Origin of the sequence: Lysobacter terrestris, from assembly GCF_014489475.1 — a bacterium.
Classification (GTDB): domain Bacteria; phylum Pseudomonadota; class Gammaproteobacteria; order Xanthomonadales; family Xanthomonadaceae; genus Agrilutibacter; species Agrilutibacter terrestris.
In genome coordinates this window covers 2,789,712-2,813,271 of the sequence record NZ_CP060820.1, presented here as the reverse complement: position 1 = coordinate 2,813,271, position 23,560 = coordinate 2,789,712, and the positions used below count along the sequence as shown (strand labels likewise).

18 protein-coding genes, 1 tRNA gene and 2 pseudogenes are annotated in these 23,560 nt (G+C 65.7%); all 21 read right to left on the bottom strand.

Features of this window, described 5'->3' with window-relative positions:
* Positions 1-122: 122 nt before the first annotated feature.
* Complete coding sequence (pnp, locus tag H8B22_RS13140) at positions 123-2,231, bottom strand: polyribonucleotide nucleotidyltransferase (protein ID WP_187711847.1); 2,109 nt, start codon at positions 2,229-2,231, stop codon at positions 123-125.
* Between the two features lie 232 nt (positions 2,232-2,463).
* A complete protein-coding gene (gene rpsO, locus H8B22_RS13135) occupies positions 2,464-2,724 on the bottom strand; it encodes a 30S ribosomal protein S15 (protein WP_187711846.1) in 261 nt (86 codons plus the stop codon).
* A gap of 196 nt (positions 2,725-2,920) precedes the next feature.
* Positions 2,921-3,877: a tRNA pseudouridine(55) synthase TruB gene (gene truB / locus H8B22_RS13130; protein WP_187711845.1), complete on the bottom strand. Its 957-nt coding sequence runs from the start codon at positions 3,875-3,877 to the stop codon at positions 2,921-2,923.
* Positions 3,878-3,972: 95 nt separating this feature from the next.
* Positions 3,973-4,344, bottom strand: coding sequence for a 30S ribosome-binding factor RbfA (gene rbfA / locus H8B22_RS13125; RefSeq protein ID WP_187711844.1), 372 nt, complete (start codon positions 4,342-4,344; stop codon positions 3,973-3,975).
* A gap of 12 nt (positions 4,345-4,356) precedes the next feature.
* Positions 4,357-6,159, bottom strand: a pseudogene (gene infB, locus H8B22_RS13120) (translation initiation factor IF-2); the annotation flags it as partial.
* A 48-nt stretch (positions 6,160-6,207) separates the two neighbouring features.
* A pseudogene (locus H8B22_RS15020) lies at positions 6,208-6,960 on the bottom strand (translation initiation factor IF-2 associated domain-containing protein); the annotation flags it as partial.
* Between the two features lie 100 nt (positions 6,961-7,060).
* Entirely contained in the window at positions 7,061-8,548 is a 1,488-nt protein-coding gene (gene nusA, locus H8B22_RS13115; RefSeq protein ID WP_187711842.1) for a transcription termination factor NusA, read from the bottom strand.
* Between the two features lie 6 nt (positions 8,549-8,554).
* Positions 8,555-9,136 carry a ribosome maturation factor RimP gene (gene rimP, locus H8B22_RS13110; protein ID WP_187711841.1) on the bottom strand — a complete coding sequence of 194 codons (582 nt, stop codon included), beginning with the start codon at positions 9,134-9,136 and terminating at the stop codon, positions 8,555-8,557.
* A 332-nt stretch (positions 9,137-9,468) separates the two neighbouring features.
* Positions 9,469-9,545: transfer RNA gene (locus H8B22_RS13105), tRNA-Met, on the bottom strand.
* 96 nt (positions 9,546-9,641) lie between these two features.
* Positions 9,642-11,081: an NADH-quinone oxidoreductase subunit NuoN gene (gene nuoN / locus H8B22_RS13100; protein ID WP_187711840.1), complete on the bottom strand. Its 1,440-nt coding sequence runs from the start codon at positions 11,079-11,081 to the stop codon at positions 9,642-9,644.
* 42 nt (positions 11,082-11,123) lie between these two features.
* Complete coding sequence (locus H8B22_RS13095; protein WP_187711839.1) at positions 11,124-12,635, bottom strand: NADH-quinone oxidoreductase subunit M; 1,512 nt, start codon at positions 12,633-12,635, stop codon at positions 11,124-11,126.
* A 21-nt stretch (positions 12,636-12,656) separates the two neighbouring features.
* Positions 12,657-14,774 carry an NADH-quinone oxidoreductase subunit L gene (gene nuoL, locus H8B22_RS13090; RefSeq protein ID WP_187711838.1) on the bottom strand — a complete coding sequence of 706 codons (2,118 nt, stop codon included), beginning with the start codon at positions 14,772-14,774 and terminating at the stop codon, positions 12,657-12,659.
* A gap of 69 nt (positions 14,775-14,843) precedes the next feature.
* Positions 14,844-15,146: an NADH-quinone oxidoreductase subunit NuoK gene (nuoK, locus tag H8B22_RS13085; RefSeq protein WP_187713656.1), complete on the bottom strand. Its 303-nt coding sequence runs from the start codon at positions 15,144-15,146 to the stop codon at positions 14,844-14,846.
* A gap of 17 nt (positions 15,147-15,163) precedes the next feature.
* Complete coding sequence (locus H8B22_RS13080) at positions 15,164-15,790, bottom strand: NADH-quinone oxidoreductase subunit J (RefSeq protein WP_187711837.1); 627 nt, start codon at positions 15,788-15,790, stop codon at positions 15,164-15,166.
* 8 nt (positions 15,791-15,798) lie between these two features.
* The gene (nuoI, locus tag H8B22_RS13075; RefSeq protein ID WP_187711836.1) at positions 15,799-16,287 is read right to left on the bottom strand and encodes an NADH-quinone oxidoreductase subunit NuoI; all 489 of its coding nucleotides are present in this window, start codon (positions 16,285-16,287) and stop codon (positions 15,799-15,801) included.
* A gap of 22 nt (positions 16,288-16,309) precedes the next feature.
* On the bottom strand, positions 16,310-17,365 hold the full coding sequence (nuoH, locus tag H8B22_RS13070) for an NADH-quinone oxidoreductase subunit NuoH (RefSeq protein WP_187711835.1): 1,056 nt from the start codon (positions 17,363-17,365) through the stop codon (positions 16,310-16,312).
* Positions 17,365-19,596, bottom strand: a complete 2,232-nt coding sequence (gene nuoG, locus H8B22_RS13065; RefSeq protein ID WP_187711834.1) for an NADH-quinone oxidoreductase subunit NuoG — start codon at positions 19,594-19,596, stop codon at positions 17,365-17,367. Before nuoG ends, nuoH begins: the two co-directional genes overlap by 1 nt.
* 1 nt (position 19,597) lies before the next feature.
* The gene (gene nuoF, locus H8B22_RS13060) at positions 19,598-20,980 is read right to left on the bottom strand and encodes an NADH-quinone oxidoreductase subunit NuoF (protein WP_187711833.1); all 1,383 of its coding nucleotides are present in this window, start codon (positions 20,978-20,980) and stop codon (positions 19,598-19,600) included.
* A gap of 11 nt (positions 20,981-20,991) precedes the next feature.
* The gene (gene nuoE, locus H8B22_RS13055; RefSeq protein ID WP_187711832.1) at positions 20,992-21,519 is read right to left on the bottom strand and encodes an NADH-quinone oxidoreductase subunit NuoE; all 528 of its coding nucleotides are present in this window, start codon (positions 21,517-21,519) and stop codon (positions 20,992-20,994) included.
* Entirely contained in the window at positions 21,516-22,811 is a 1,296-nt protein-coding gene (locus H8B22_RS13050) for an NADH-quinone oxidoreductase subunit D (RefSeq protein ID WP_187711831.1), read from the bottom strand. Before H8B22_RS13050 ends, nuoE begins: the two co-directional genes overlap by 4 nt.
* A complete protein-coding gene (locus H8B22_RS13045; RefSeq protein WP_187711830.1) occupies positions 22,808-23,560 on the bottom strand; it encodes an NADH-quinone oxidoreductase subunit C in 753 nt (250 codons plus the stop codon). The genes H8B22_RS13050 and H8B22_RS13045 overlap by 4 nt, the downstream gene beginning before the upstream one ends.

The window sequence follows — 23,560 nt, the reverse complement described above, 5'->3', positions numbered from 1 at the left end:
GCGGCATGGAGGCCTGCGTCGCATTGCCGCGCAACCATCCGCTTGCGCACGGCCGCACAAGGAACGCACAAAGAAAAAGCGGGCCGAAGCCCGCTTTTTCGATTCGACGCAGGATGCGCGGCTTATTCGGCCGGCACGCCCTCGCCTTCTTCCACGGCCTTCATCGACAGGCGGATGCGGCCCTGCTTGTCGACTTCCAGCACCTTGACCTTGACCACGTCGCCTTCCTTGAGCTTGTCGGAAACCTTCTCGACGCGCTCGTTGGAGATCTGCGAGACGTGCACCAAGCCATCCTTGCCCGGCAGGATCGTCACGAACGCACCGAAGTCCATGATCTTGGCGACCTTGCCTTCGTAGATGCGGCCCGGCTCGACGTCCGAAGTGATCTGCTCGATGCGGGCCTTGGCGGCCTCGGCAGCGGCGGCATTGACCGACGCGATGACGATGGTGCCGTCGTCCTGGATGTCGATCTGGGTGCCGGTTTCCTTGGTGATCGCCTGGATGGTCGAACCGCCCTTGCCGATCACTTCGCGGATCTTGTCCGGGTGGATCTTCATCGTCAGCAGGCGCGGTGCCCACTCGCTCAGTTCCGTGCGCGGCGTGGTGAGGGCGTTGGCCATCTCGCCGAGGATATGCAGGCGGCCTTCCTTCGCCTGGGCGAGGGCCGTCTTCATGATCTCTTCGGTGATGCCCTGGATCTTGATGTCCATCTGCAGGGCGCTGATGCCTTCCTTCGAACCGGCGACCTTGAAGTCCATGTCGCCGAGGTGATCTTCGTCACCCAGGATGTCGGACAGGACGACGAAGCGGTCGTCTTCCTTCACCAGGCCCATCGCGATGCCCGCGACCGGGGCCTTCACCGGCACGCCGGCGTCCATCAGCGCGAGCGAGGAGCCGCACACCGAGGCCATCGACGAGGAACCGTTCGACTCGGTGATTTCCGAGACGACGCGGATGGTGTACGGGAACGCTTCCAGCGTCGGCATCGTCGCCAGCACGCCGCGCTTGGCGAGGCGGCCGTGGCCGATTTCGCGACGCTTCGGGCCCATCATGCGGCCGCACTCACCCACCGAGAAGGGCGGGAAGTTGTAGTGGAACAGGAAGTTTTCCTTGTACTCACCGGAGACGGCGTCGATGATCTGGCCGTCGCGGGCGGTGCCCAGGGTGACAACCACAATCGCCTGCGTTTCGCCGCGGGTGAACAGCGCCGAGCCGTGGGTACGCGGCAACACGCCGACCTTCGAAGCGATCGGGCGGACGGTGGTCAGGTCGCGGCCGTCGATGCGAATCTTGGTGTCGAGCACCGAGTCGCGCATGGTGCGGTATTCGAGCTCGCCGAATTCCTTGGCCATGTCGCCGGCGTTCCAGCCCTCGGATTCGGCGCGACCGGCCAGCGAGGTCATCACGTCCTTCTTGATCGCGGCGATCGCGTCGCGGCGCTGCAGCTTGTCGCGGACCTGGAAGGCGGCCGACAGCTGGGTGCCGACGGCTTCCTTGAGCGCGGCGATCATCGCGTTGTTCTTTTCCGGGCCGACCCAGGTCGACGGCTTGGTGCCGGCTTCGACGGTCAGTTCGTTGATCGCGTTGATGACCTTCTGCATCTCGCGGTGGCCGAACATCACGGCGCCCAGCATCACTTCTTCCGACAGCATGTTCGCTTCGGATTCGACCATCAGCACGGCGTTGGCGGTACCGGCGACGACCAGTTCGAGATCGGAATCGAGGAGTTCGGTCTTGGTCGGGTTGAGCAGGTACTGGCCGTTCTTGTAACCGACCTTGGCGGCGCCGATCGGGCCCTGGAACGGGGTGCCGGCCAGCGCGAGGGCGGCCGAGGCGCCGATCAGGGCCGGGATGTCACCGTCGACTTCCGGATTCATCGACATCACGGTCGCGATGATCTGGACTTCGTTCTTGTATTCCTCGGGGAACAGCGGACGGATCGGCCGGTCGATCAGGCGCGAGGTCAGCGTTTCCTTCTCCGTCGCGCGGCCTTCGCGCTTGAAGAAGCCGCCCGGGATGCGGCCACCGGCGTAGAACTTTTCCTGGTAGTCGACGGTGAGCGGGAAGAAGTCCTGCCCCTCACGCGCGCTCTTGGCGGCGACCGCGGTCACCAGCAGGACGGTGTCGTCCATCTTGACGATGACGGCGCCGCTGGCCTGGCGGGCGATTTCGCCGGTTTCGAGCGTGACCGTGTGGTTGCCGTACTGGAAGGTCTTGGTGATTTTTGCCACGTTGGATAGTCCTGGTTTCTGATTCGTTCCACGCGGGCCCCTGCCCGGCGCGGTTTGGCTGCGATGAGACAGCCGTTGATTCTGTTGTCATCCCGAACGGAGTGAGGGATCTGTTTTCGCTTCGCGCTGCCGAAAAACAGGTCCCTCGCTGCGCTCGGGATGACCCGAAAACTTCCGGGATGAAGCCCGAAAAAAACCGCGGCGCATCGCTGCGCCGCGGTTGGAGTTTCGTTTATCGGCGCAGACCGAGCTTCTCGATCAGGGCCTTGTAGCGCTCGTTGTCCTTGCGCTTGAGGTAGTCGAGCAGGCTGCGGCGGCGGTTGACCATCTGCAGCAGGCCACGACGGCTGTGGTGGTCCTGCTTGTGGACCTTGAAGTGGCCGGTGAGCTGCTCGATGCGAGCGGTCAGCAGGGCGACCTGGACTTCCGGGGAGCCGGTATCGCCCGCGCCGCGCTTGTGTTCTTCAATGATCTTGTTGGTGTCGATCGACATCGTGTTTGTGCCTTGTTGGATGCGAGGCCTGCAGAACGCGAATCGGCAATAGCATTGCCGACGCACCGCCTGGTCCGCCGTTTGCTGGAGATGTGGAGCTTTTCAACGTCCTTGAAAAGCGCGCGGATTGTAGCAGCGCGGGCCTGGGATTGCGACCGCCTTGGCACTCCGGAAACCCGGTCCGCGCGCAGGCGCGCTACGGGTTTGCCGGCGCAGCCGCGGCCTCGGTGGTCCATGTGAACAGGCGCGTGGGGCGCAGGACTCCGTCGGAATCGACCTCGCCCAGCCCGAGCACACGCCCGCCGCGGGCATGGATCGCGACGCATGCGGCCGGCTCGACCCCATCCAGCCCGAGCCGCTGCCCCTGCCCCAGGCGCCGGGCCTGGACGTCGTCCAACTCGACCCGGGGGAAGCCGGTCAGTCCCGCCTCGATCGGCAGCAGGCAGGCTTCCAGGGCGGCCTCGCCCCCGGTTTCGGCCAGGGCCAGCAGCTGGTCGAGCGTGAACATGCGCGGCTCGCCGAACGGGTCCACCCACAGGCGGCGCAGCGTGGCGACGTGGGCGCCGCAGCCCAGGCTTTCGCCCATATCGCGGACGAGGCTGCGCACGTAGGTGCCGGAGCCGCATTCGACCAGCAACCGGATCCGCTCCGCCTGCCGCTCCAGGACCCGCAACTGGTGGACCTCGACCTCGCGCTCGGGGGCCTCGATGGCCTCGCCCCGGCGCGCCTTGACGTAGAGCGGCTCGCCGCCCTGCTTCAGCGCGGAATAGATCGGGGCGCGTTGGCGGATGCGGCCGCGCAGCGGCGCCAGCGCGGCTTCGATGCGTGCCTCGCCGAGGTCACCGGGAACGTCCCGGCGCAGCAGCGGAGCGCCGTCCGCATCGTCGGTGTCGGTGGTCAGGCCGAGCGCGGCCGTGGTCTCGTAGGCTTTGTGCGCGCCCAGCAGCAGGCCCGCGATCTTGGTGGCCTCGCCGAAGCAGACCGGCAGCAGGCCGGTCGCCAGGGGGTCGAGGCTACCGGTGTGCCCGGCCTTCTCCGCACGGAACAGGTGCCGCACCCGCTGCAGCGCCTGGTTGGAGCTGAGCCCCTGCGGCTTGTCGAGCAACAGGATGCCGTCGAGCTTGCGGAAGATGGTGCGCGGCTTCTTGCTCATCGCGGGATCGTAGCGATCGTAGGGCGGGCTCAAGCCCGCCATGGGGGAGCCGGACAAGGCGGCGGGACAGCGGCGGGCCTGAGCCCGCCCGGTCCTCAATCGGTGTCGCCGTCGTCGGCGATGGCCGGGTTGTCGCGCAGCAGGTTGTTGATGCGCTCGCCACGGTCGACGGAATCGTCGTAGTGGAAATGCAGCTCGGGCACGTGGCGCAGCTTCATCGCCCGGCCGAGCTGGAAGCGGATCTGCGGCGCGAGTTCCTTCAGCGCCTTCACCGCTTCCTTGGAGCGCTCTTCCTGCAGCGCGGTCACGAAGACCTTGGCGTGCGCGAGGTCACGGGTGACCTCCACGTCCGAGACGCTGACCGAGGGAAGGCCGTGCTGGCGCACGGTCGTGTGCACGATCGCGCCCAGCTCGCGACGGAGCTGGGCGGAAACGCGATCGGTGCGATGGAACGATTTACCTGGCATGGCGATGGCACCTCAGAGGGTGCGCTGGACCTCGATGCGTTCGAAGCACTCGATCTGGTCACCGGCCTTGATGTCGTTGTACGCCTTGACGCCGATGCCGCACTCGGTGCCGTTGCGCACTTCGTCGACGTTCTCCTTGAAGCGGCGCAGCGATTCCAGCTCGCCCTCGAAGATGACGGTGTTGTCGCGCAGCACGCGGATCGGCTTGTGGCGCTTGACCACGCCCTCGACCACCATGCAGCCGGCAACCGCGCCGAACTTGGAGCTGCGGAACACGTCGCGGACCTCGGCGGTACCGATGATCTCTTCGCGGATCTCCTTGCCGAGGATGCCCGAAGCGACCTGCTTCACCTGGTCGATCACGTCATAGATGATCGAGAAGTAGCGCAGGTCGACGCCGTTGCCTTCGATCACCTTGCGGGCCGAGGCGTCGGCACGGACGTTGAAGCCGATGATCGTGGCCTTCGAGGTCGCGGCAAGCGTGGCGTCGGATTCGGTGATGCCGCCGACGCCGCCGCCGATCACGTTGATGCGGATCGCGTCGGTGGACAGGCCGGTGAGCGCTTCGCGCAGGGCCTGCACCGAACCGTGCACGTCGGCCTTGACCACGAGGTTGAGCGTCTGCTGACCGGCGCCCTCGCCCATCTGCGACATGATGTCTTCCATGCGGTTGCCCGCCTGGGCGACGAGGCGCGACTCGCGGCGCTTGGCATCGCGCTGCTGCGCGACGTCCTTGGCCAGGCGCTCGTCCTCGACCACGACGAAGTCGTCGCCGGAATCGGGCACGCCCGACAGGCCCAGCACCTGCACCGGGATCGACGGACCGGCCGAGTTGACCTGCGAACCGGTTTCGTCGAACAGCGCACGCACGCGGCCGTACTGCACGCCGCACACGAGGTAATCGCCCTTCTTGAGTTCGCCCTGCTGCACCAGCACGGTGGCAACCGGACCGCGGCCCTTGTCGAGCGAGGATTCGATGACCACGCCGGTGGCGCGGCCGGTCGGCACGGCCTGCAGGTCGAGCACTTCGGCCTGCAACAGGATCGAGTCGAGCAGGTCGTCGACGCCCTGGCCGGTCTTGGCCGAGAGCTCGACCATCTGCGTGTCGCCGCCGAAGTCTTCGGCCACGACCTGTTCGGCCAGCAGCTCGTTCTTCACGCGCAGCGGGTCGGCATCGGACTTGTCGATCTTGTTGATCGCCACGATCAGCGGCACCTTCGCCGCCTTCGCGTGCTGCACCGCTTCCTTGGTCTGCGGCATCACGCCGTCGTCGGCGGCGACCACCAGCACCACGATGTCGGTGAGCTTGGCGCCGCGCGCACGCATCTGCGTGAACGCTGCGTGGCCCGGGGTATCGAGGAAGCTGACGACGCCCTTCGGCGTTTCGACGTGGTACGCGCCGATGTGCTGGGTGATGCCACCGGCTTCGCCCGAGGCGACGCGGGTGCGGCGGATGTAGTCGAGCAGCGAGGTCTTGCCGTGGTCGACGTGACCCATGATGGTGACGACCGGCGGACGCGGGGCCTTGTCGCCCTGCGCTTCCTCGACGTGGGCGAGCAGCGCGTCTTCCGCGGTGTTCTCGCTGGCCTTGACCACGGTGTGGCCGAGTTCTTCGGTCACCAGCGCCGCGGTGTCGTGGTCGATGGACTGGTTGATGGTCGCCATCACGCCCATCTTGAACAGCGCCTTCACCACGTCACCGCCCTTCAGCGCGAGCTTCTGCGCGAGGTCGGCCACAGTGATGGTTTCGCCGATGGCGACTTCGCGCACGATCGGTGCAAGCGGACGGGTGAAGCCCGAGCCGGAACGCGACTGCTCGGCCTGGCGGCGCTGCTGCGGACGGGCCTTGCCACGCGTGCTGGTCGTGCGCCGTGCGCGATCGGACGCGCTCAGGTGCATCTGGCCGGCGAAGCGGTTGGTGCGATCGTCATCCTCGACGGTCGTGACCATCGCGTGCGAGCCGCGGTTCTTGTGCGCGGGAGCGCCACGCGCCGCCTCGGCGGGACGCGCGGGAGCGGGCTTGGGATGACCGTGGCCATGGCCGTGCGCGGCGGGCTTGCGCACCGGCGCGTCCTCGTCGCCCGCTACGGCGCTGGCATCGGCGAGCTTGGCCTGCGCCTCTTCCTCGGCCTTGCGGCGCGCGGCTTCCTCGGCTTCCTGGCGGAGGCGATCGGCTTCCTCGGCGCGGCGGCGGTCGGTCTCGGCCAGGCGCTGCTGCTCGGCGGTGTTGCGGGCGCGCGATTCCTCGAGCTTGCGCAGGATCTCCGCGCGCTCGTCGGTCACCGGCTCGCCCGACTTCTCGGTCGGCTTGACCAGCGTGACCTTCTTGCGCACGACGACGTCGACCGTGGCCTTGTTCTTGCCACCGCCGACGGTGAGCTCTTCTTTGCGGCTGCGATTGAGCGTGATCTTCTTCGGCGCCTCGACGGCTTCGGCAGCCTCTGCCTTGCCGTGCGAGCGCTTGAGGAAGCCAAGCAGCTTGACCTTCTCGATGCTGGTCACGACCTGGTCGGGGCCGCTGAAGGTCATGCCGGCTTCGGCCAGCTGCTCCAGCAACTTCTCGACCGGCGTATTTACCAGTTCAGCGAGTTTGCGGATGGTGGTTTGCTGCGACATTCGGTTCCGTGTCCTCGTGGCGCGGGACGGATCCCGCGCGTGATGGAGCGATTCTAACGTGTGGCGCCTGGCCGGCCCGTGTGGGCGGCAGGATGAGGGGTCATTCGAACCAGTGCTTGCGCGCTTCCATGATCAGCGCCTTCGCACGGTCCTCGTCGACGCCTTCGATATCGGTCAGTTCGTCGGTGGCGAGGTCGGCGAGGTCGTCGCGGGTCACCACGCCGCGCGCGGCGAGGGTGAATGCGAGTTCCTCGTCCATGCCTTCCACTTCGAGCAGGTCGGCGGCCGGCTGGTGCTCGTCGAGCTCTTCCTCGGCGGCCAGCGCTTCGTTGAGCAGCGCGTCGCGGGCGCGCGAACGCAGCTCCTCGACGATGTCCTCGTCGAAGCCCTCGACGGCGAGCAGTTCGCCGACCGGGACGTAGGCGATTTCCTCGACCGTGTTGAAGCCTTCCGAGACCAGGATGCCGGCGATTTCCTCGTCGACTTCCAGCTTGTCCATGAACAGCTGGCGCGCGGAGGCCTGTTCCGATTCCGACTTCGCGGTGACCTGGTCCTGCGTCATCACGTTGAGCTGCCAGCCCGACAGGCGGCTGGCGAGGCGCACGTTCTGGCCGCCCTTGCCGATCGCCTGGGCGAGGCGGTCTTCGGCGACAGCCAGGTCCATCGAGTGCTTTTCTTCATCGACGATGATCGACTGCACTTCGGCCGGCGCCATCGCGTTGATGACGAACTGGGCCGGGTTGTCCGACCACAGCACGATGTCGACGCGCTCGCCGTTGAGCTCGTTCGACACCGCCTGCACGCGCGAACCACGCATGCCGATGCAGGCGCCGATCGGATCGGTGCGGTTGTCGTGCGCCTGCACGGCGATCTTGGCGCGGTCGCCCGGATCGCGGGCGCAGGCCATGATGGACACCAGGCCCTGGCCGACTTCCGGCACTTCGAGCTTGAACAGTTCCATCATGAATTCCGGCGCGGCGCGGCTGATGAACAGCTGCGGGCCGCGCGGCTCGGTGCGTACGTCGAACAGGTAGCCGCGGACGCGGTCGCCGGCGCGCAGCACGTCGCGCGGAATGCCCTTGTCCTTCGGGATGATCGCTTCGGCGTTGCCGCCGAGGTCGACATAGATGTTGCCGCGCTCGGCGCGCTTGACGATGCCGGTGACCAGTTCGCCGACGCGATCCTTCCACGCATCGACGACCTGCGCGCGCTCGGCTTCGCGCACGCGCTGCACGATTACCTGCTTGGCGGCCTGCGCGGCGATACGGCCGAACTCGGGATTCTCGATCTGTTCTTCGATGTAGTCGCCCAGCTCGACGCCTTCGGCTTCATCGATGGCGTCCATCATGCGGATCTGGCGATCCGGCGACTCCATCACCACGTCGTCTGCAACGACTTCCCAGCGGCGGAAGGTTTCGTAGCTGCCATCCTTCGAATCGATCGCGACGCGAACCAGCACGTCCTGGTCGTGGTAACGCTTCTTGGCGGCGGAGGCCAGCGCGGCCTCGATCGCCTCGAAAATGACTTCGCGCGGGACGCCCTTCTCGTTGGCGACCGCATCAACGACCAGCAGAAGTTCCTTGCTCATCTCTACTTACTCCGCACGGGACGGCTTGGTGGCCGCCGGCTTGTTGGTGGATTTCTTGCCCGCGGGCTTTGGAGCCTTGCCCGGCTTGGTTTTCTCTAGACCCAGCGCGACCCAGTCGGGGATCAGGCGGGCTTTTTCGATGTTGTCGGCGCGCACGGTGAACTCGTTGCCGTCGACGTTGAACGTGATGTCCTCGCCGGCCACGCGGACGATCTCGCCCTGCAGGCGGCGGCGGCCGTCCTGCGGCAGGCGCAGCACGACCTTCGCCGACTCGCCGGCGAAGCGCGCGAACTGCGCGGCACCGAACAGCGGGCGATCGATACCCGGCGAAGACACTTCCAGCGTGTAGTGGCTGCTGATCGGATCCTCTACGTCGAGCTGGGCGGAGACCTCGCGGCTGACGGCTTCGCAGTCCTCGATGGTCACCAGGCGCGGCTCCTCGCCCTGCGCGGCGTCGGCGGGCACGTCGATATACAGGCGCAGCATCGCGCCGCCCGGCGAGGGCAGGTATTCGGCACCCAGCAATTCCAGGCCCAGCGACGCTACCGTCGGGGCCAGCATTGCGGTGATTTCGTTGGCCTTGTCCATCAAGTCTTCCCTTGGAATTCCACTGCACCGATGGCCAGCGCAGGCGGGCAATTCGTGGCGTCTTGCGAATTCGTGAAACGCAAAAACAACAAGGGGCCCAACGGGCCCCTTGTCCGTTACAACTGGATTTCGGTGCAGCGATGCCGATGTTCCGGTATCGCTGCAAAGCCCGAGCCTTGCGACCAAAAAGAAAAGCCTCCTGAGAGGCCTTTCTCCAGCCGAAGCTGGTAGCGGGAGCTGGCTACGCTGGTCGGAAACCCGAGCCAGCCCGCATACCTCTGAAACAACCTCTGACACCAATACGGCCTGAGCAGTGAGCCGTATGTCTAACTTGGTAGCGGGGGTAGGATTTGAACCTACGACCTTCGGGTTATGAGCCCGACGAGCTGCCAGACTGCTCCACCCCGCAGCAGGAGCGGAATTATGACGGCATGTGAAAATTCTTGCAAGCCATCATTTCAATAAAAATCCCAACGACGCAGAAAGTCCCGGAAAACAACCGCTTTTACGCGCCGAAGGCGTACTTGCACCACGCCATGATCGGGTTCCAGGCAAAGCCCAGCGCCAGCAGCGCCAGCGCATTGACGCCGAACAGCACGCGCAGCGGGCGGTCCTCGTTCGGCGCGTGCTGTTCGCCCTGCGCCTCTTCGAAGTACATCGCCTTGATCACGCGCAGGTAATAGAAGGCACCCACCACGGCGAAGACCAGGCCGGTCAGCGCCAGCCACCACAGCCCGCCTTCGAACGCGGCGCGCAGTACGGCCAGCTTGGCCCAGAAGCCCAGGAACGGCGGCACGCCGGCCAGCGAGGCCATGACGCACAGGATCAGGCCGGCCAGCCACGGGTTGCGGGTATTCAGGCCGCGGTAGTCGCCGATGTTGTCGGCCTCGAAACCCTTGCCGGCCATCACCACGATCGCACCGAAGGCCGCGGCCGACATCACTGCATAGCTGATCGCGTAGAACAGCGCCGCCGCCATCCCCTGCTCGCCGCCGCCGGCCAGGCCGAGGAACAGGAAGCCCACGTGCGATACGGTCGAATAGGCCAGCAGGCGCTTGAAGTTGCTCTGCACCAGCGCGCTGAGGTTGCCGATCACCAGCGAGGCGACGGCGAGCACGGCCAGCAGCAGGCGCCAGCGGTCGTCGAGCGGACCGGCGCCGGTTTCGAGCAGGCGGAAGGCCATGCCGAAGTACGCCAGCTTGGGCGCCGAACCGATGAACAGCGTGATCGGCGTCGGCGCGCCCTGGTACACGTCGGGCAGCCACATGTGGAACGGCGCCGCGCCGAACTTGAAGGCGATGCCGGCCACGACGAACACCACGCCGGTCAGCAGCAGGGTCGAATTCGTGTCGGCGGCGGCCGCCGCACCGATCGTGGCCAGGTCGAGGGTGCCGGTGGCGCCGTAGACCAGCGACAGGCCGTACAGGATCAGGCCCGAGGCCAGCGAACCCAGCACGAAGTACTTGATCGCCGCTTCCGAGGCAATCGGGCTGTCGCGGTCGACGGCGACCAGTGCGTAGGAGCACAGCGCCAGCATTTCCAGACCCAGGTACACCATCACCAGGCTGCCGGCCGACACCAGCAGCATCATGCCGGCGATGGCGAACAGCATCAGCACTGCGATCTCACCCTGGTAAAGGTTGCGCTGGCGCAGGTAGGGCCAGGCGTAGACCAGGGCGAAGGCGCTGACGCCGCAGATGGCCACCTTCATCACGTCCGCCGCGGTGTCGCGCACGAACATGCCGTTGAGCACCGTGCCCTGCCCGCCCACGCCCGTGGCGATCATGCCGATGACCACGGCCAGCGTCGCGATCGCGAGCACGTGGGTGACCACGCGGTGCCGCGCGTCCAGGAACAGGTCGAGCATCAGCCAGGCGAAGGCCGCGCCGACGAGCACCAGCTCGGGCAGCAGCGGCATCAGGTCGGCAAGGGTGGGCGTGATCATCTGCATGTCTGGATCTCTGGCGGTACGGTCGCGCGATGCGCCTTACAGCTTGGAAGTAGCGATCTGGGTCGCGAGGTTGGCGATCGAGGGTTCCATCAGGTCGGTGAGCGGCTTGGGATAGATGCCCAGCACCAGCACGCCGACCGCGAACACGCCCAGGACGATGGCTTCGCGGAAGTTGATGTCTTCCATCTCGGCGACGTGCGCATTGCCCACCTCGCCCCAGATCACGCGCTTGACCAGCCAAAGCGTGTAGCCGGCGCCGATGATCAGCGTCGCGGCCGCCGCGAAGGCGATCAGCGGGTGCTTCTGGAAGCTCGACAGGATCACCATGAACTCGCCGACGAAGCCCGAGGTGCCCGGCAGGCCCGAGTTGGCCATGGCGAACAGCACGAAGAACGTCGCGAACCACGGCATCACGTTCACCACGCCGCCGTAGTCCTTGATCATGCGGCTGTGCATGCGGTCGTAGAGCACGCCGACGCAGGTGAACATCGCGCCCGAGATGAAGCCGTGGCTGATCATCTGCACCATCGCGCCCTGCAGGCCGAGACGAGCGGCGTCGTAGTTGCCGTAGTCGCGCACCAGGGCGAAGGCGATGAACGTGCCCAGGGTGACGAAGCCCATGTGCGAGACCGACGAGTACGCGATCAGCTTCTTCATGTCGTCCTGGACCAGCGCGACCAGGCCGACGTAGACCACCGCGATCAGGCTCAGCGCGATCACGAAGGTCGCCCACTCGGTGCCTGCGTCCGGCACGATCGGCAGGGTGAAGCGCAGGAAACCGTAACCGCCGATCTTCAGCATGATCGCGGCCAGGATCACCGAACCGGCGGTCGGCGCTTCCACGTGCGCATCCGGCAACCAGGTATGGACCGGGAACATCGGCACCTTGACCGCGAATGCGGCGAGGAAACCGAAGAAGATCCACGTCTGTTCCGTGGACGTGAGCTGCAGCGCGTACATGTCCGCGAGCTGCCAGCTGCCGCCCTTCAGGTACATGTAGATCAGCGCGGCCAGCATGAACACCGAGCCGATGAAGGTGTAGAGGAAGAACTTCACCGCCGCATACACGCGGCGCGGCCCACCCCAGACGCCGATGATCAGGAACATCGGGATCAGCATGGCCTCGAAGAACACGTAGAACAGCATCGAGTCCAGCGCGGAGAACACGCCGACCATCAGGCCTTCGAGGATCAGGAACGAGGCGTAGTACTGGCTGACGCGCTTGTCGACCGATCCCCAGGCCGAGATCAGCACCAGCAGCGAAGTCAGCGTGGTCAGGCCGATCAGCGCGACCGAGATGCCGTCCGCACCGAGGCTGTAGCGGATGTCGTAGACCGGGATCCACGCATGCTCTTCGCCGAACTGCATGCCGGGGTTGGCGTAGTCGAAGCCGGTGAACAGCAGCACGCTCAGCAGCAACGTCGCAGCGGCGACGGCGATGCCGAACCAGCGGGCGCCGTTCGCGCGCTCGTTTCCGAATGCCAGGGTGGCGAAGCCGCCGAAGATCGGCAGCCAGATCAGGAGGCTAAGCAAGGGCCAGGAGGTCACGTTGCGAGGTCCTTGTCGTTATCAGCGCCAGTAACGGATGACGGCGGCCAGGGAAAGAATCAGGCCGATGATCATCGCGAAGGCGTAGTGGTAGAGGTAGCCGGTCTGGCCGCGGCGCACGAGGCGCGCGGTGAATTCGGTGGCACGGGCGCTGGCATTGACCAGCCCGTCGATGATGTTGGTGTCGAACCAGCGCGACAGCTTGCCGATCAGCACGCCGCCGCCGGCGAACCCGCCGATCCACAGCGTGTCCATGCCGTACTTCTCTTCGAGCACGCGCACCGGCAGCGAGAACATCTTGCGCAGCTTGGCCGGCAGCTCCGGCTTGATCAGATACAGGAACGTCGCGAGGGCGAAGCCCGCGAAGGCCAGCCAGAACGCCGGGGCCTTGAAGCCGTGCAGTGCGAACGCGACCGGACCGTGGAACTCCTCGGCCAGCTTGCCCACGGTGTCCTGAGCGGCCGGCAGGTCGATGGCGCCGAGGAAGAACGGCAGCTGCTTGGCGTGGCCCAGCACGTCGGTACCGAACAGCATCGGGCCGACGGTGAAGAAGCCGACCAGGATCGACGGAATCGCCAGCAGGATCAGCGGCAGGGTCACGACCCACGGCGACTCGTGCGGCGTATGCGCGTGGTCGTCGTGGCCATGGCCATGGTCGTCATGGCCGCCGTGCGCCTCGTGCTCATGCGCGAGCGCAGCCTCGTGCTCGGACGAATCCGCTTCCGGTGCCACGTAGTGGTCCGGCGCCGGATCGTGGAAATGTTCCTTGCCGTGGAAGGTCATGTACAGCAGGCGGAAGCTGTAGAACGAGGTGACGAAGGCGCCGAGCAGCACGGCCCAGTAGCCGTAGGTCGCGACCCAGTTGTGCGCTTCGTGCGCGTGTTCGGCGGCGGCCTCGATGATGGTGTCCTTCGAGTAGAAGCCGCTGAAGAACGGCGTGCCGACCAGGGCCAGCGTGCCGATCACCATGGTGATGTAGGTGATCGGCATGTACTTCTTCAGGCCGCCCATGCGGCGCATGTCCTGCTCGTGGTGCATGCCGATGATCACCGAGCCGGCACCGAGGAACAGCAGCGCCTTGAAGAAGGCATGGGTCATCAGGTGATAGACGGCGGCGGAATACGCCGACACGCCCAGCGCCACGGTCATGTAGCCCAGCTGCGACAGGGTCGAATACGCGACCACGCGCTTGATGTCGTTCTGCACGATGCCGATCAGGCCGGTCCAGAACGCGGTGGTCGCGCCGATGAACAGGACGAAGTTCAGCGCCGTCTCGCTCAGCTGGAACAGCGGCGACATGCGCGCGACCATGAAGATGCCCGCGGTCACCATCGTCGCGGCGTGGATCAGCGCGGAGATCGGGGTCGGGCCTTCCATCGAGTCGGGCAGCCACACGTGCAGCGGCACCTGCGCCGACTTGCCCATGGCGCCGATGAACAGGCAGATGCAGATCACCGTGGCGACGGACCACTCGTGCCCGGCGATGATCGGCATCACCTGGCCCACGATGGTCGGGGCATTCGCGAACACGGTCGCGTAGTCGAGCGAGCCGAACTGCCACAGCACCGCGGCGATGCCCAGCAGGAAGCCGAAGTCGCCCACGCGGTTGACCAGGAACGCCTTGAGGTTGGCGAACACGGCGGTCGGGCGCTTGAACCAGAAACCGATCAGCAGGTACGAGACCAGGCCCACCGCTTCCCAGCCGAAGAACAGCTGCAGGAAGTTGTTGCTCATCACGAGCATCAACATCGAGAAGGTGAACAGCGAGATGTAGCTGAAGAAGCGCTGGTAGCCCGGGTCTTCTTCCATGTAGCCGATGGTGTAGACGTGCACCAGCAGCGACACGAAGGTCACCACGACCATCATCATCGCGGTCAGCTTGTCGATCATGAAGCCGACGTGGGCGTCGATGCCGCCGATCTGGAACCAGGTATAGACGTTCTCGTTGAACGGCGCAGCACCCTGCGACACCAGCTGCCACAACACGTAGATCGACAGCGCGCAGCTGATCGCCACGCCACCGATGGTGACGCTGTGGGCGCCGACGCGGCCGATGCGACGGCCGAACAGGCCGGCGAGGATCGCACCCAGCAAGGGTGCGAGCACGATGATCAGCAGATGGGTTTTGGAGATGGCCATCGGTTTTCCAATGCTTGTTTCCAGGCAGCCCGCGGCATGGGGATCCGCGGTGCTGTCGGCGACTCTGGGTCAGCCTTTGAGCGTGTCGATCTGACCGACGTTGATCGTGCGTCGATTGCGGAACAGCGTGACCAGAATCGCCAGACCGATCGCGGCTTCCGCCGCGGCCACGGTCAGGATGAAGAACACGAACACCTGCCCCGCCGCATCGCCAAGGTGGCGCGAGAAGGCGACGAAGTTGATGTTGACCGAGAGCAGCATCAGCTCGATCGACATCAGCAGGATGATCACGTTCTTCCGGTTCAGCACGATGCCGGCGATGCTGATGCAGAACAGGGCGGCGCCGAGCGCCAGGTAGTGACCGAGGGCCACGCCTTCACCAAGCAGACTCACGACTGCACCTCCTCGCCAGCGGCCGGCGCCTGCGGCTTCACGGCGTCCATCTTCACCATGCGGATGCGGTCGCTGGCGCGCACGCGGGCCTGCGCGGACGGATCCTGGTGGCGCGCACCGGGGCGGCGGCGCAGGGTCAGCATCACCGCCGCGATGACCGCGATGGTGAGGATCACAGCGGCGACCTCGAACGGCAGCATGAAATCGGTGAACAGGGCCTGCGCCAGCCACTTGGTGTTCGGCACGTCGCCGAGGTTGTCGGCGAACGGCGTGGCCATCGCCGCCTTTGCGCCGATCAGCGTCAGCATTTCGACCAGCATCACCACCGCGACGATCAACCCGAACGGCAGGTAGCGGACGAAGCCTTCGCGCAACGGCGCGACGTCGATGTCCAGCATCATCACCACGAACAGGAACAGCACCATCACCGCGCCGACGTAGACCAGGATCAGGGCGATGCCGAGGAACTCGGCGCCGGAAATGATCCAGGTGCAGGCAACGGAGAAGAACGTCAGCACCAGCAGCAATGCGGAATGGACCGGATTGCGGACGGTGATGACGCCCAGCGCCGCGATGGTGGCCATCGCGGCAAAGGCAAGGAAAGCGATCTGCACGAAATCCATGGCAGCCCTCAGCGGAACGCGGCGTCAGTGGCGCGGCGCTCGGCGATCTCGGCCTCGAGCCGGTCGCCGATCGCCAGCAGCTGCGGCTTGGTGATGATGTTCTGGCCGCGCTTCTCGAAGTGGTATTCGTGGATGTGCGTTTCCACGATCGAATCAACCGGGCAGGACTCTTCGCAGAAGCCGCAGAAGATGCACTTGAACAGGTCGATGTCGTAGCGCGTGGTGCGGCGGGTGCCGTCCTCGCGCTTCTCCGAGTCGATGGTGATCGCCAGCGCCGGGCACACGGCCTCGCACAGCTTGCAGGCGATGCAACGCTCTTCGCCGTTGGGATAGCGGCGCAGTGCGTGGATGCCACGGAAGCGCGGCGACTGCGGCGTCTTCTCCATCGGGTACATCAGCGTGTACTTCGGCTTGAACAGGTACTTGAGCGTCAGCCCAAGGCCCTGCAGCAGCTCGATGAGCAGCAGGCTCTTGAAGTAGGAAACGATGCGGTTCATGTGGGTCTCGGCGTTTCCTGTCTCACTCGAACGGCAAGAAGATCTTGTAGTACGCCAGCAGCGCGGTGACGCAGATCCAGGCGATGGTCAGCGGGATGAACACCTTCCAGCCCAGGCGCATGATCTGGTCGTAGCGGTAGCGCGGGAACGAGGCGCGGAACCAGATGAAGCAGCTGGCGAAGAAGAACACCTTGGCCAGCAGCCACCACCAGCCGTCGACCGACAGCAACGGGATGCCCAGGCCCTGGAACGGGCTCAGCCAGCCGCCGAGGAAGAACAGCGAGACCAGGAAGCTGATCAGGATCATGTTCGCGTATTCGGCCAGGAAGAACAGCGCGAACGCCGAACCGGAATACTCGACCATGTGGCCGGCGACGATTTCCGATTCGCCTTCGACCACGTCGAACGGCGCGCGGTTGGTTTCGGCCACGCCCGAGATGAAATACACCACGAACAGTGGCAGCAGAGGCCACATGAACCATTCGAACGCGCCGGCGTTGCCGGACTGCGCCATCACGATCTCGGTGAGGTTCAGGCTGCCCGCGGCGATCAGCACGCCGACCATGGCAAAGCCCATCGCGATCTCGTAGGACACCATCTGCGCCGCGGCGCGCATCGCGCCCAGGAACGCGTACTTCGAGTTCGAGGCCCAGCCGGCGAGGATGATGCCGTACACGCCCATCGAGGTCATCGCCAGCAGGTACAGCAGGCCGGCGTTGGCGTTCGAAAGCACCAGCTTCGCGTCGAACGGCACCACCGCCCAGGCCGCGAAGGCCGGCGCCAGCGCCAGCAGCGGCGCGAACTTGAACAGGAACGGCTGCGCGCGCGTGGGCTGGATGACCTCCTTGAACAGCAGCTTGAACACGTCGGCGAAGGCCTGCAGCACGCCCTTGCCGATGTACATCGGGCCGCGACGCACGTGCATCCAGCCGATCAGCTTGCGTTCCCAGACCACGTAGAAGGCGACCGAGATGATCACCGGCATGGCGATCAGCAGCACCTTCAGCACGATCCAGGCGACGTTGCCGCCCCAGCCCAGGCCCAGCATCCAGTCGCGGAAGGTATCGACCATCTCCATCACGCCCTCCCCGCCAATACGCGGCCCGCACCCAGCGGCGCGGTGGCGCCATGGCCGTCTTCGATCCAGACGGTGCCGCGCGCGACCTTGTCGCTGACGACGACCGGCAACGTCGCGGTGCCTGCCTCCGAGGTGAACCGGCCGATCACGCCATCGCGCAGCGTGCGCGACTCGGCGTCCGTCGGATGCATCACGGCACGTGCTTCAACATTGAGCGGATGCGACTGCAGGTTCGCGGCACGGCGCACCACGGCATCGCTGCGATAGATCGCGGTGCTGACCGCGAGTTCGAGCCCTTCAGCCGCCAGCTTCGGCGCCGGACCAGCCGCGACCTGCACCGTCTGCTTGCGCAGGCCAGCACGCAGGCCGGCGAGGTCGGTGAACTCGAAACCGGCCACGGCCAGCTCGCCACCCAGCGCACGCAGCACGCGCCAGCCGGCACGCGCGTCGCCCGGCAGCTTGCCGCCGGCGACAGTGGTCTGCTCGAAGCCTTCCAGGTTGGTCAGCGTCGCCTCGACTTCCGGCAACGCACCGATCGGCAGGATCACGTCGGCCACGGCGCGCGTCGAGCGGCAGGCAAAATGACTGAACGCCACGACCTGCGCCGACTTGAGCGCCTTGTTGGTGGTCGCGGTATCGGCGAAGTCCAGGCCCGGCTCGATGCCGTACAGGATGTAGGCCGAGCGCGGCTGCGCCAGCATCGCCTGCGCATCACGCGAACGCGGCAGCACGCCATGCTTGCCCAGACCGACGGCGTTGGCGCCCTGCGGGATGCGGCACAGCTTGGCGTTGGCCGCGGTCGCGAGTTCGGCCGCAGCCTTGCGGATCGCGGCGGCGTACGGGCCATTCTCGGCGACGCCACCGACGATGACGACGGCACGCGTCGCATCCTTCAGCGCATCGCGCAGGCCGGTATCGGCCAGCGTCGCGGCGAGCTGCGACGGCGCGACGATGCGATTGCTTGCGGTCTTGAAGGTGAAATCGAAGTCGACCGGATTGACGACATGCACCTTGGCGCCGCGCGTCCACGCCTTGCGCACGCGGGCGTGCAGCAGTGGGACTTCGTGGCGCAGGTTGCTGCCGACGATGACGATCGCATCGGCATGGGCGAGATCGGCGACCGGCATGCCGAAAATTTCGGCGACAGCGGCGTCAGAGAGATCGTGCTGCGAGATGCGGTGATCGATGTTGCCGGTGCCCAGCGCCTCGGCCAGGCGCGCCAGCAGCGCGCCCTCCTCGTTCGAGGTCGCCGGATGCACCAGCACGCCAAGGTTGTCGGCGCCGTTGTCGCGCAGGATCTTCGCGGCCTTGGCCAGCGCTTCTTCCCACGAGGCTTCGCGGAAATCATCGCCATCCTTGATCAGCGGCTTGGTCGCGCGATCGGCAGCGTACAGGCCCTGGTGCGAGTAACGGTCGCGGTCCGAAAGCCAGCATTCGTTCACGGCTTCGTTGTCGCGCGGCACGCTGCGCAGCACTTCGCCGCGACGCACGTGCAGGAACAGGTTGCTGCCCAGCGCATCGTGGTAGCCCAGCGATTCGCGCGCGGTCAGTTCCCACGGACGCGCCTTGAACTGGAATACCTTGTTGGTCAGCGCGCCGACCGGGCAGACGTCGATGACGTTGCCGGACAGCTCGGTAGTCAACGGCTTGCCGTCGAAGGTACCGATCTGCAGGTTCTCGCCGCGGTACATGCCGCCCAGCTCGTACGTGCCGGCGACTTCCGCGGTGAAGCGCACACAGCGCGTGCACTGGATGCAGCGGGTCATTTCCGTGGCGACCAGCGGACCCATGTCCTCGTCCGGCACCACGCGCTTGCGCTCGGCGAAGCGGCTGACCGAACGGCCGTAACCCATCGACAGGTCCTGCAATTCGCACTCGCCACCCTGATCGCAGATCGGGCAGTCGAGCGGATGGTTGACCAGCAGGAACTCCATCACGTTGCGCTGCGACTTCAGCGCCTTTTCGCTGCGCGTGATGACCTTCATGCCATCCATTACCGGCGTGGCGCAGGCCGGCGCCGGCTTGGGCATCTTCTCGACTTCGACCAGGCACATGCGGCAGTTGGCCGCGATGCTGAGCTTGTCGTGGTAGCAAAAACGCGGGATCGCGATGCCGGCCTTGTCGGCGGCATTGATGATCATCGAGCCCTTCGGCGCGGCCGTTTCGACGCCGTCGATGAAGACGGTGACGTGGTCCGGCGGAAGATTCGGATTGATGGGCTGTGCGCTCATGTTATGCGGCGACCTTCTCCACGACGGTGCCGGCGCGCTGGTCGTCGACCAGGAAGCGCTTGTTCACGATCGCGTATTCGAACTCATCCCAGAAATGACGCAGGAAGCCCTGCACCGGCCATGCAGCGGCTTCGCCGAACGCGCAGATGGTGTGGCCTTCGATCTGGCCGGCGGCGGCGCGCAGCATCTGCAGATCTTCCAGCGTGGCCTGCTTCTCGACGATGCGGGTCAGCATGCGGTACATCCAGCCGGTGCCTTCGCGGCACGGCGTGCACTGGCCGCAGCTTTCCTTGAAATAGAAGCGCGCGATGCGCTGGCAGGCGCGCACCATGCAGGTGGTGTCGTCCATCACGATCACGGCGCCCGAGCCCAGGCCGGAACCGGCCTTCTGGATCGAGTCGTAATCCATGGTCAGACCCATCATGGTCTCGCCCGGCAGCACCGGCATCGAGGAACCACCCGGGATCACGCCCTTGATCTTGCGGCCGTCGCGCATGCCGCCGGCGAGCTGCAGCAGCTCCGCGAACGACGTGCCCAGGCGGATCTCGTAGTTGCCCGGACGGGCGACGTGGCCCGACACCGAGAAGATCTTCGGACCACCGTTGTTCGGCTTACCCAGATTGAGGAACCACTCCGCACCGTTGCGGATGATCGCCGGCACCGAAGCGTAAGTCTCGGTGTTGTTGATCGTGGTCGGCTTGCCGTACAGGCCGAAGTTGGCCGGGAACGGCGGCTTGTAGCGCGGCTGGCCCTTCTTGCCTTCCAGCGATTCCATCAGCGCGGTTTCTTCACCGCAGATGTAAGCGCCCGCACCGAGTGCGTTGTAGATGTCGATATCGATGCCGGAGCCGAGGACGTTCTTGCCCAACCAGCCGTGCTTGTAGGCTTCGGCGAGGGCTTCCTCGATGTGCTCGAACGGCTCGTGGTGGAACTCGCCGCGCAGGTAGTTATACGCCGCGGTGGAACCGGTCGCGTAGCACGCGATCGCCATGCCCTCGATCACCGCGTGCGGGTTGTAGCGCAGGATGTCGCGGTCCTTGGCGGTACCCGGCTCGGATTCGTCCGAGTTGCACAGGATGTACTTCTGGGTGCCCGAACCCTTGGGCATGAAGCTCCACTTCAGGCCGGTCGGGAAGCCCGCGCCGCCGCGGCCGCGCAGACCGGACTGCTTGACCATCTCGATGACGGCCGCCGGTTCGATCTTCTCGGTGAGGATCTTGCGCAGCGCGGCGTAACCGCCGGTCTTCAGGTAGTTCTCGTAGGACCACGGCTTCTCGAAGTGCAGCGTCGTGTAGACGACGCTGTGCTCCTGCGGAACCGGACCGACCGGGCCGTAGCCCTGGGAATAGTCGTGGCTGCCGTGATGGTGGTTGTCGTGTGCCATTTACCGACGCCTCACTTCAGACCGTCGAGCAGCTCGTCCACCTTCGCGGTGTCGAGCTTCTCGTGGTAATGGCCATTGATCACGACCACCGGGGCGCCGCAGCACGCGGCCACGCACTCTTCCTCGCGCTTGAGGTAGACGCGGCCATCGGCGGTGGATTCGCCCAGCTTGCAGCCCAGCTTCTTCTCGGCGTGCTTGACCAGGTCTTCGGCGCCGTTGAGCCAGCAGCTGATGTTGGTGCAGAAGGCGACGTTGTTGCGGCCGACCTTCTCGGTTTCGAACATCGAATAGAACGAAGCGACCTCGTAGGCCCACACCGGCGGGAGATCGAGGTACTTGGCGACGGCGGCGATCAGTTCGTCGCTCAGCCAGCCGTCGTTCTGCTCCTGCGCGGCGTGCAGACCCTGCAGCACGGCCGAACGCTTGCGGTCCGGCGGGAACTTGCTCAGCCAGTGGTCGATGTGGGCGCGCGTCTTGTCCGACAGCACCACCATCGGGTCGACGTTGCGCGCGTTTTCGAAATTGCCAGTGGCCTTCATCGGTCGATCTCACCAAACACGACGTCGTAGGTACCGATCATCGCCACCACGTCGGCCAGCATGTGGCCCTTGACGATCTCGTCCATCGACGACAGATGCGCAAAACCCGGCGCACGCAGCTTGCAGCGGAACGGCTTGTTGGCGCCGTCGGAAACCAGGTAGCAGCCGAATTCACCCTTCGGCGCTTCCACCGCGGCGTAGGTTTCGCCGGCGGGGACGCAATAGCCTTCGGAGAACAGCTTGAAGTGGTGGATGAGGGCTTCCATGTCGTCCTTCATCTCTTCGCGCTTGGGCGGCGCGACCTTGAAGTTGTCGACGATCACGGGGCCCGGATTGGCCTTCAGCCACTTCACGCACTGCTGGATGATGCGGTTGGACTGACGCATCTCGGCGACGCGGACCAGGTAACGGTCGTAGCAGTCGCCGTTCACGCCGACCGGAATGTCGAAGTCGACTTCCGCGTACTTGGCGTACGGCTGCTTCTTGCGCAGATCCCAGGCAATGCCCGAACCGCGGACCATCGGGCCGGTCATGCCCCAGGCGAAGGCCTGTTCCGGCGAGACCACGCCGATGCCGACGGTGCGCTGCTTCCAGATGCGGTTGTCGGTCAGCAGCGTCTCGTATTCGTCGACGCGCTTGGGGAAGTCCTCGGTGAAGCGCTCGAGGTAATCCAGCAGCGAGCCTTCACGCCATTCGTTGAAGCGCTTGAGCGACTGGCCCTTGCGCCACGGCGATTCCTTGTAGCGCGGCATCTGCGCCGGCAGGTCGCGGTAGACGCCGCCCGGGCGGTAATAGGTCGCGTGCATGCGCGCGCCGGAGACCGCTTCGTAGCAGTCCATCAGCTCTTCGCGCTCGCGGAACGCGTACAGGAACACCGCCATCGCGCCGAGGTCGAGCGCGTTCGAACCGACCCACATCAGGTGGTTCAGGATGCGCGTGATCTCGTCGAACATCGTACGGATCCACTGCGCGCGTTCCGGCGCCTCGATGCCGAGCAGCTGTTCGATCGCACGCACGTAGGCGTGCTCGTTGCACATCATCGACACGTAGTCCAGGCGATCCATGTAGCCGATCGACTGGTTGAACGGCTTGGATTCGGCCAGCTTCTCGGTACCGCGATGGAGCAGACCGATGTGCGGATCGGCGCGCTGCACGACTTCGCCGTCCATCTCGAGGATGAGGCGGAGCACGCCGTGCGCAGCCGGGTGCTGCGGGCCGAAGTTCAGCGTGTAGTTGCGGATCTCGGCGTTGAGGACGCCGGAACCGTTGGAATTGGAAGGCACGGCGCTCACTTCTTCACCTCCGCCTTCTGCGCAGCTTCGCCGGCGGCGGTTTCATAGCGCGCGTCGTCGCGGATCACGCGCGGCACGCCCACGCGCGGGTCGATCGAAACGGGCTCGTACACCACGCGCTTCTTCTCGGCGTCGTAACGCACTTCGACGTTGCCGATCAGCGGGAAATCCTTGCGGAACGGATAACCGACGAAACCGTAGTCGGTCAGGATGCGGCGCAGGTCCGGATGGCTTTCGAAGACGATGCCGTACAGGTCGAAGGCTTCGCGCTCGAACCAGTTGGTACCAGCCCACACCGGGGTCAGCGAAGCCACGACCGGCAAATCGTCGTTCTCGGCGAACGTGCGCAGGCGCACGCGCTGATTGTGCTGGTACGACAGCAGGTGCGCGACGGCGGCGAAGCGGCGCTCCGGCGTCACCATCGGGCCTTCGCCGCGCGGCTCGGGCAGCTGCTGGCTCGGGGCTTCGCCGTACTTGAAGCGACCGACGTTGCGCCCCTGCACGCCACGGCTGAAGCCTTCGCTGGAGACGTCGACGTCCCATTCGTCGCTGCCGTAACCCAGGTAGTCGACGCCGCTGACGTCGACGCACTGCTCGAAACCGAATTCGTCGCGCAGCGCCTGTGCGGCCGACAGCCATGCACTCGCGGCGACGTCGATCGTCACTTCACCGCGCGGTTCGGCGACGGTGACCAGCGCTTCGGGAAAGCGCGCGCGCAGGCGTTCGGCGAAGGAGGATGCGGTTTCCAT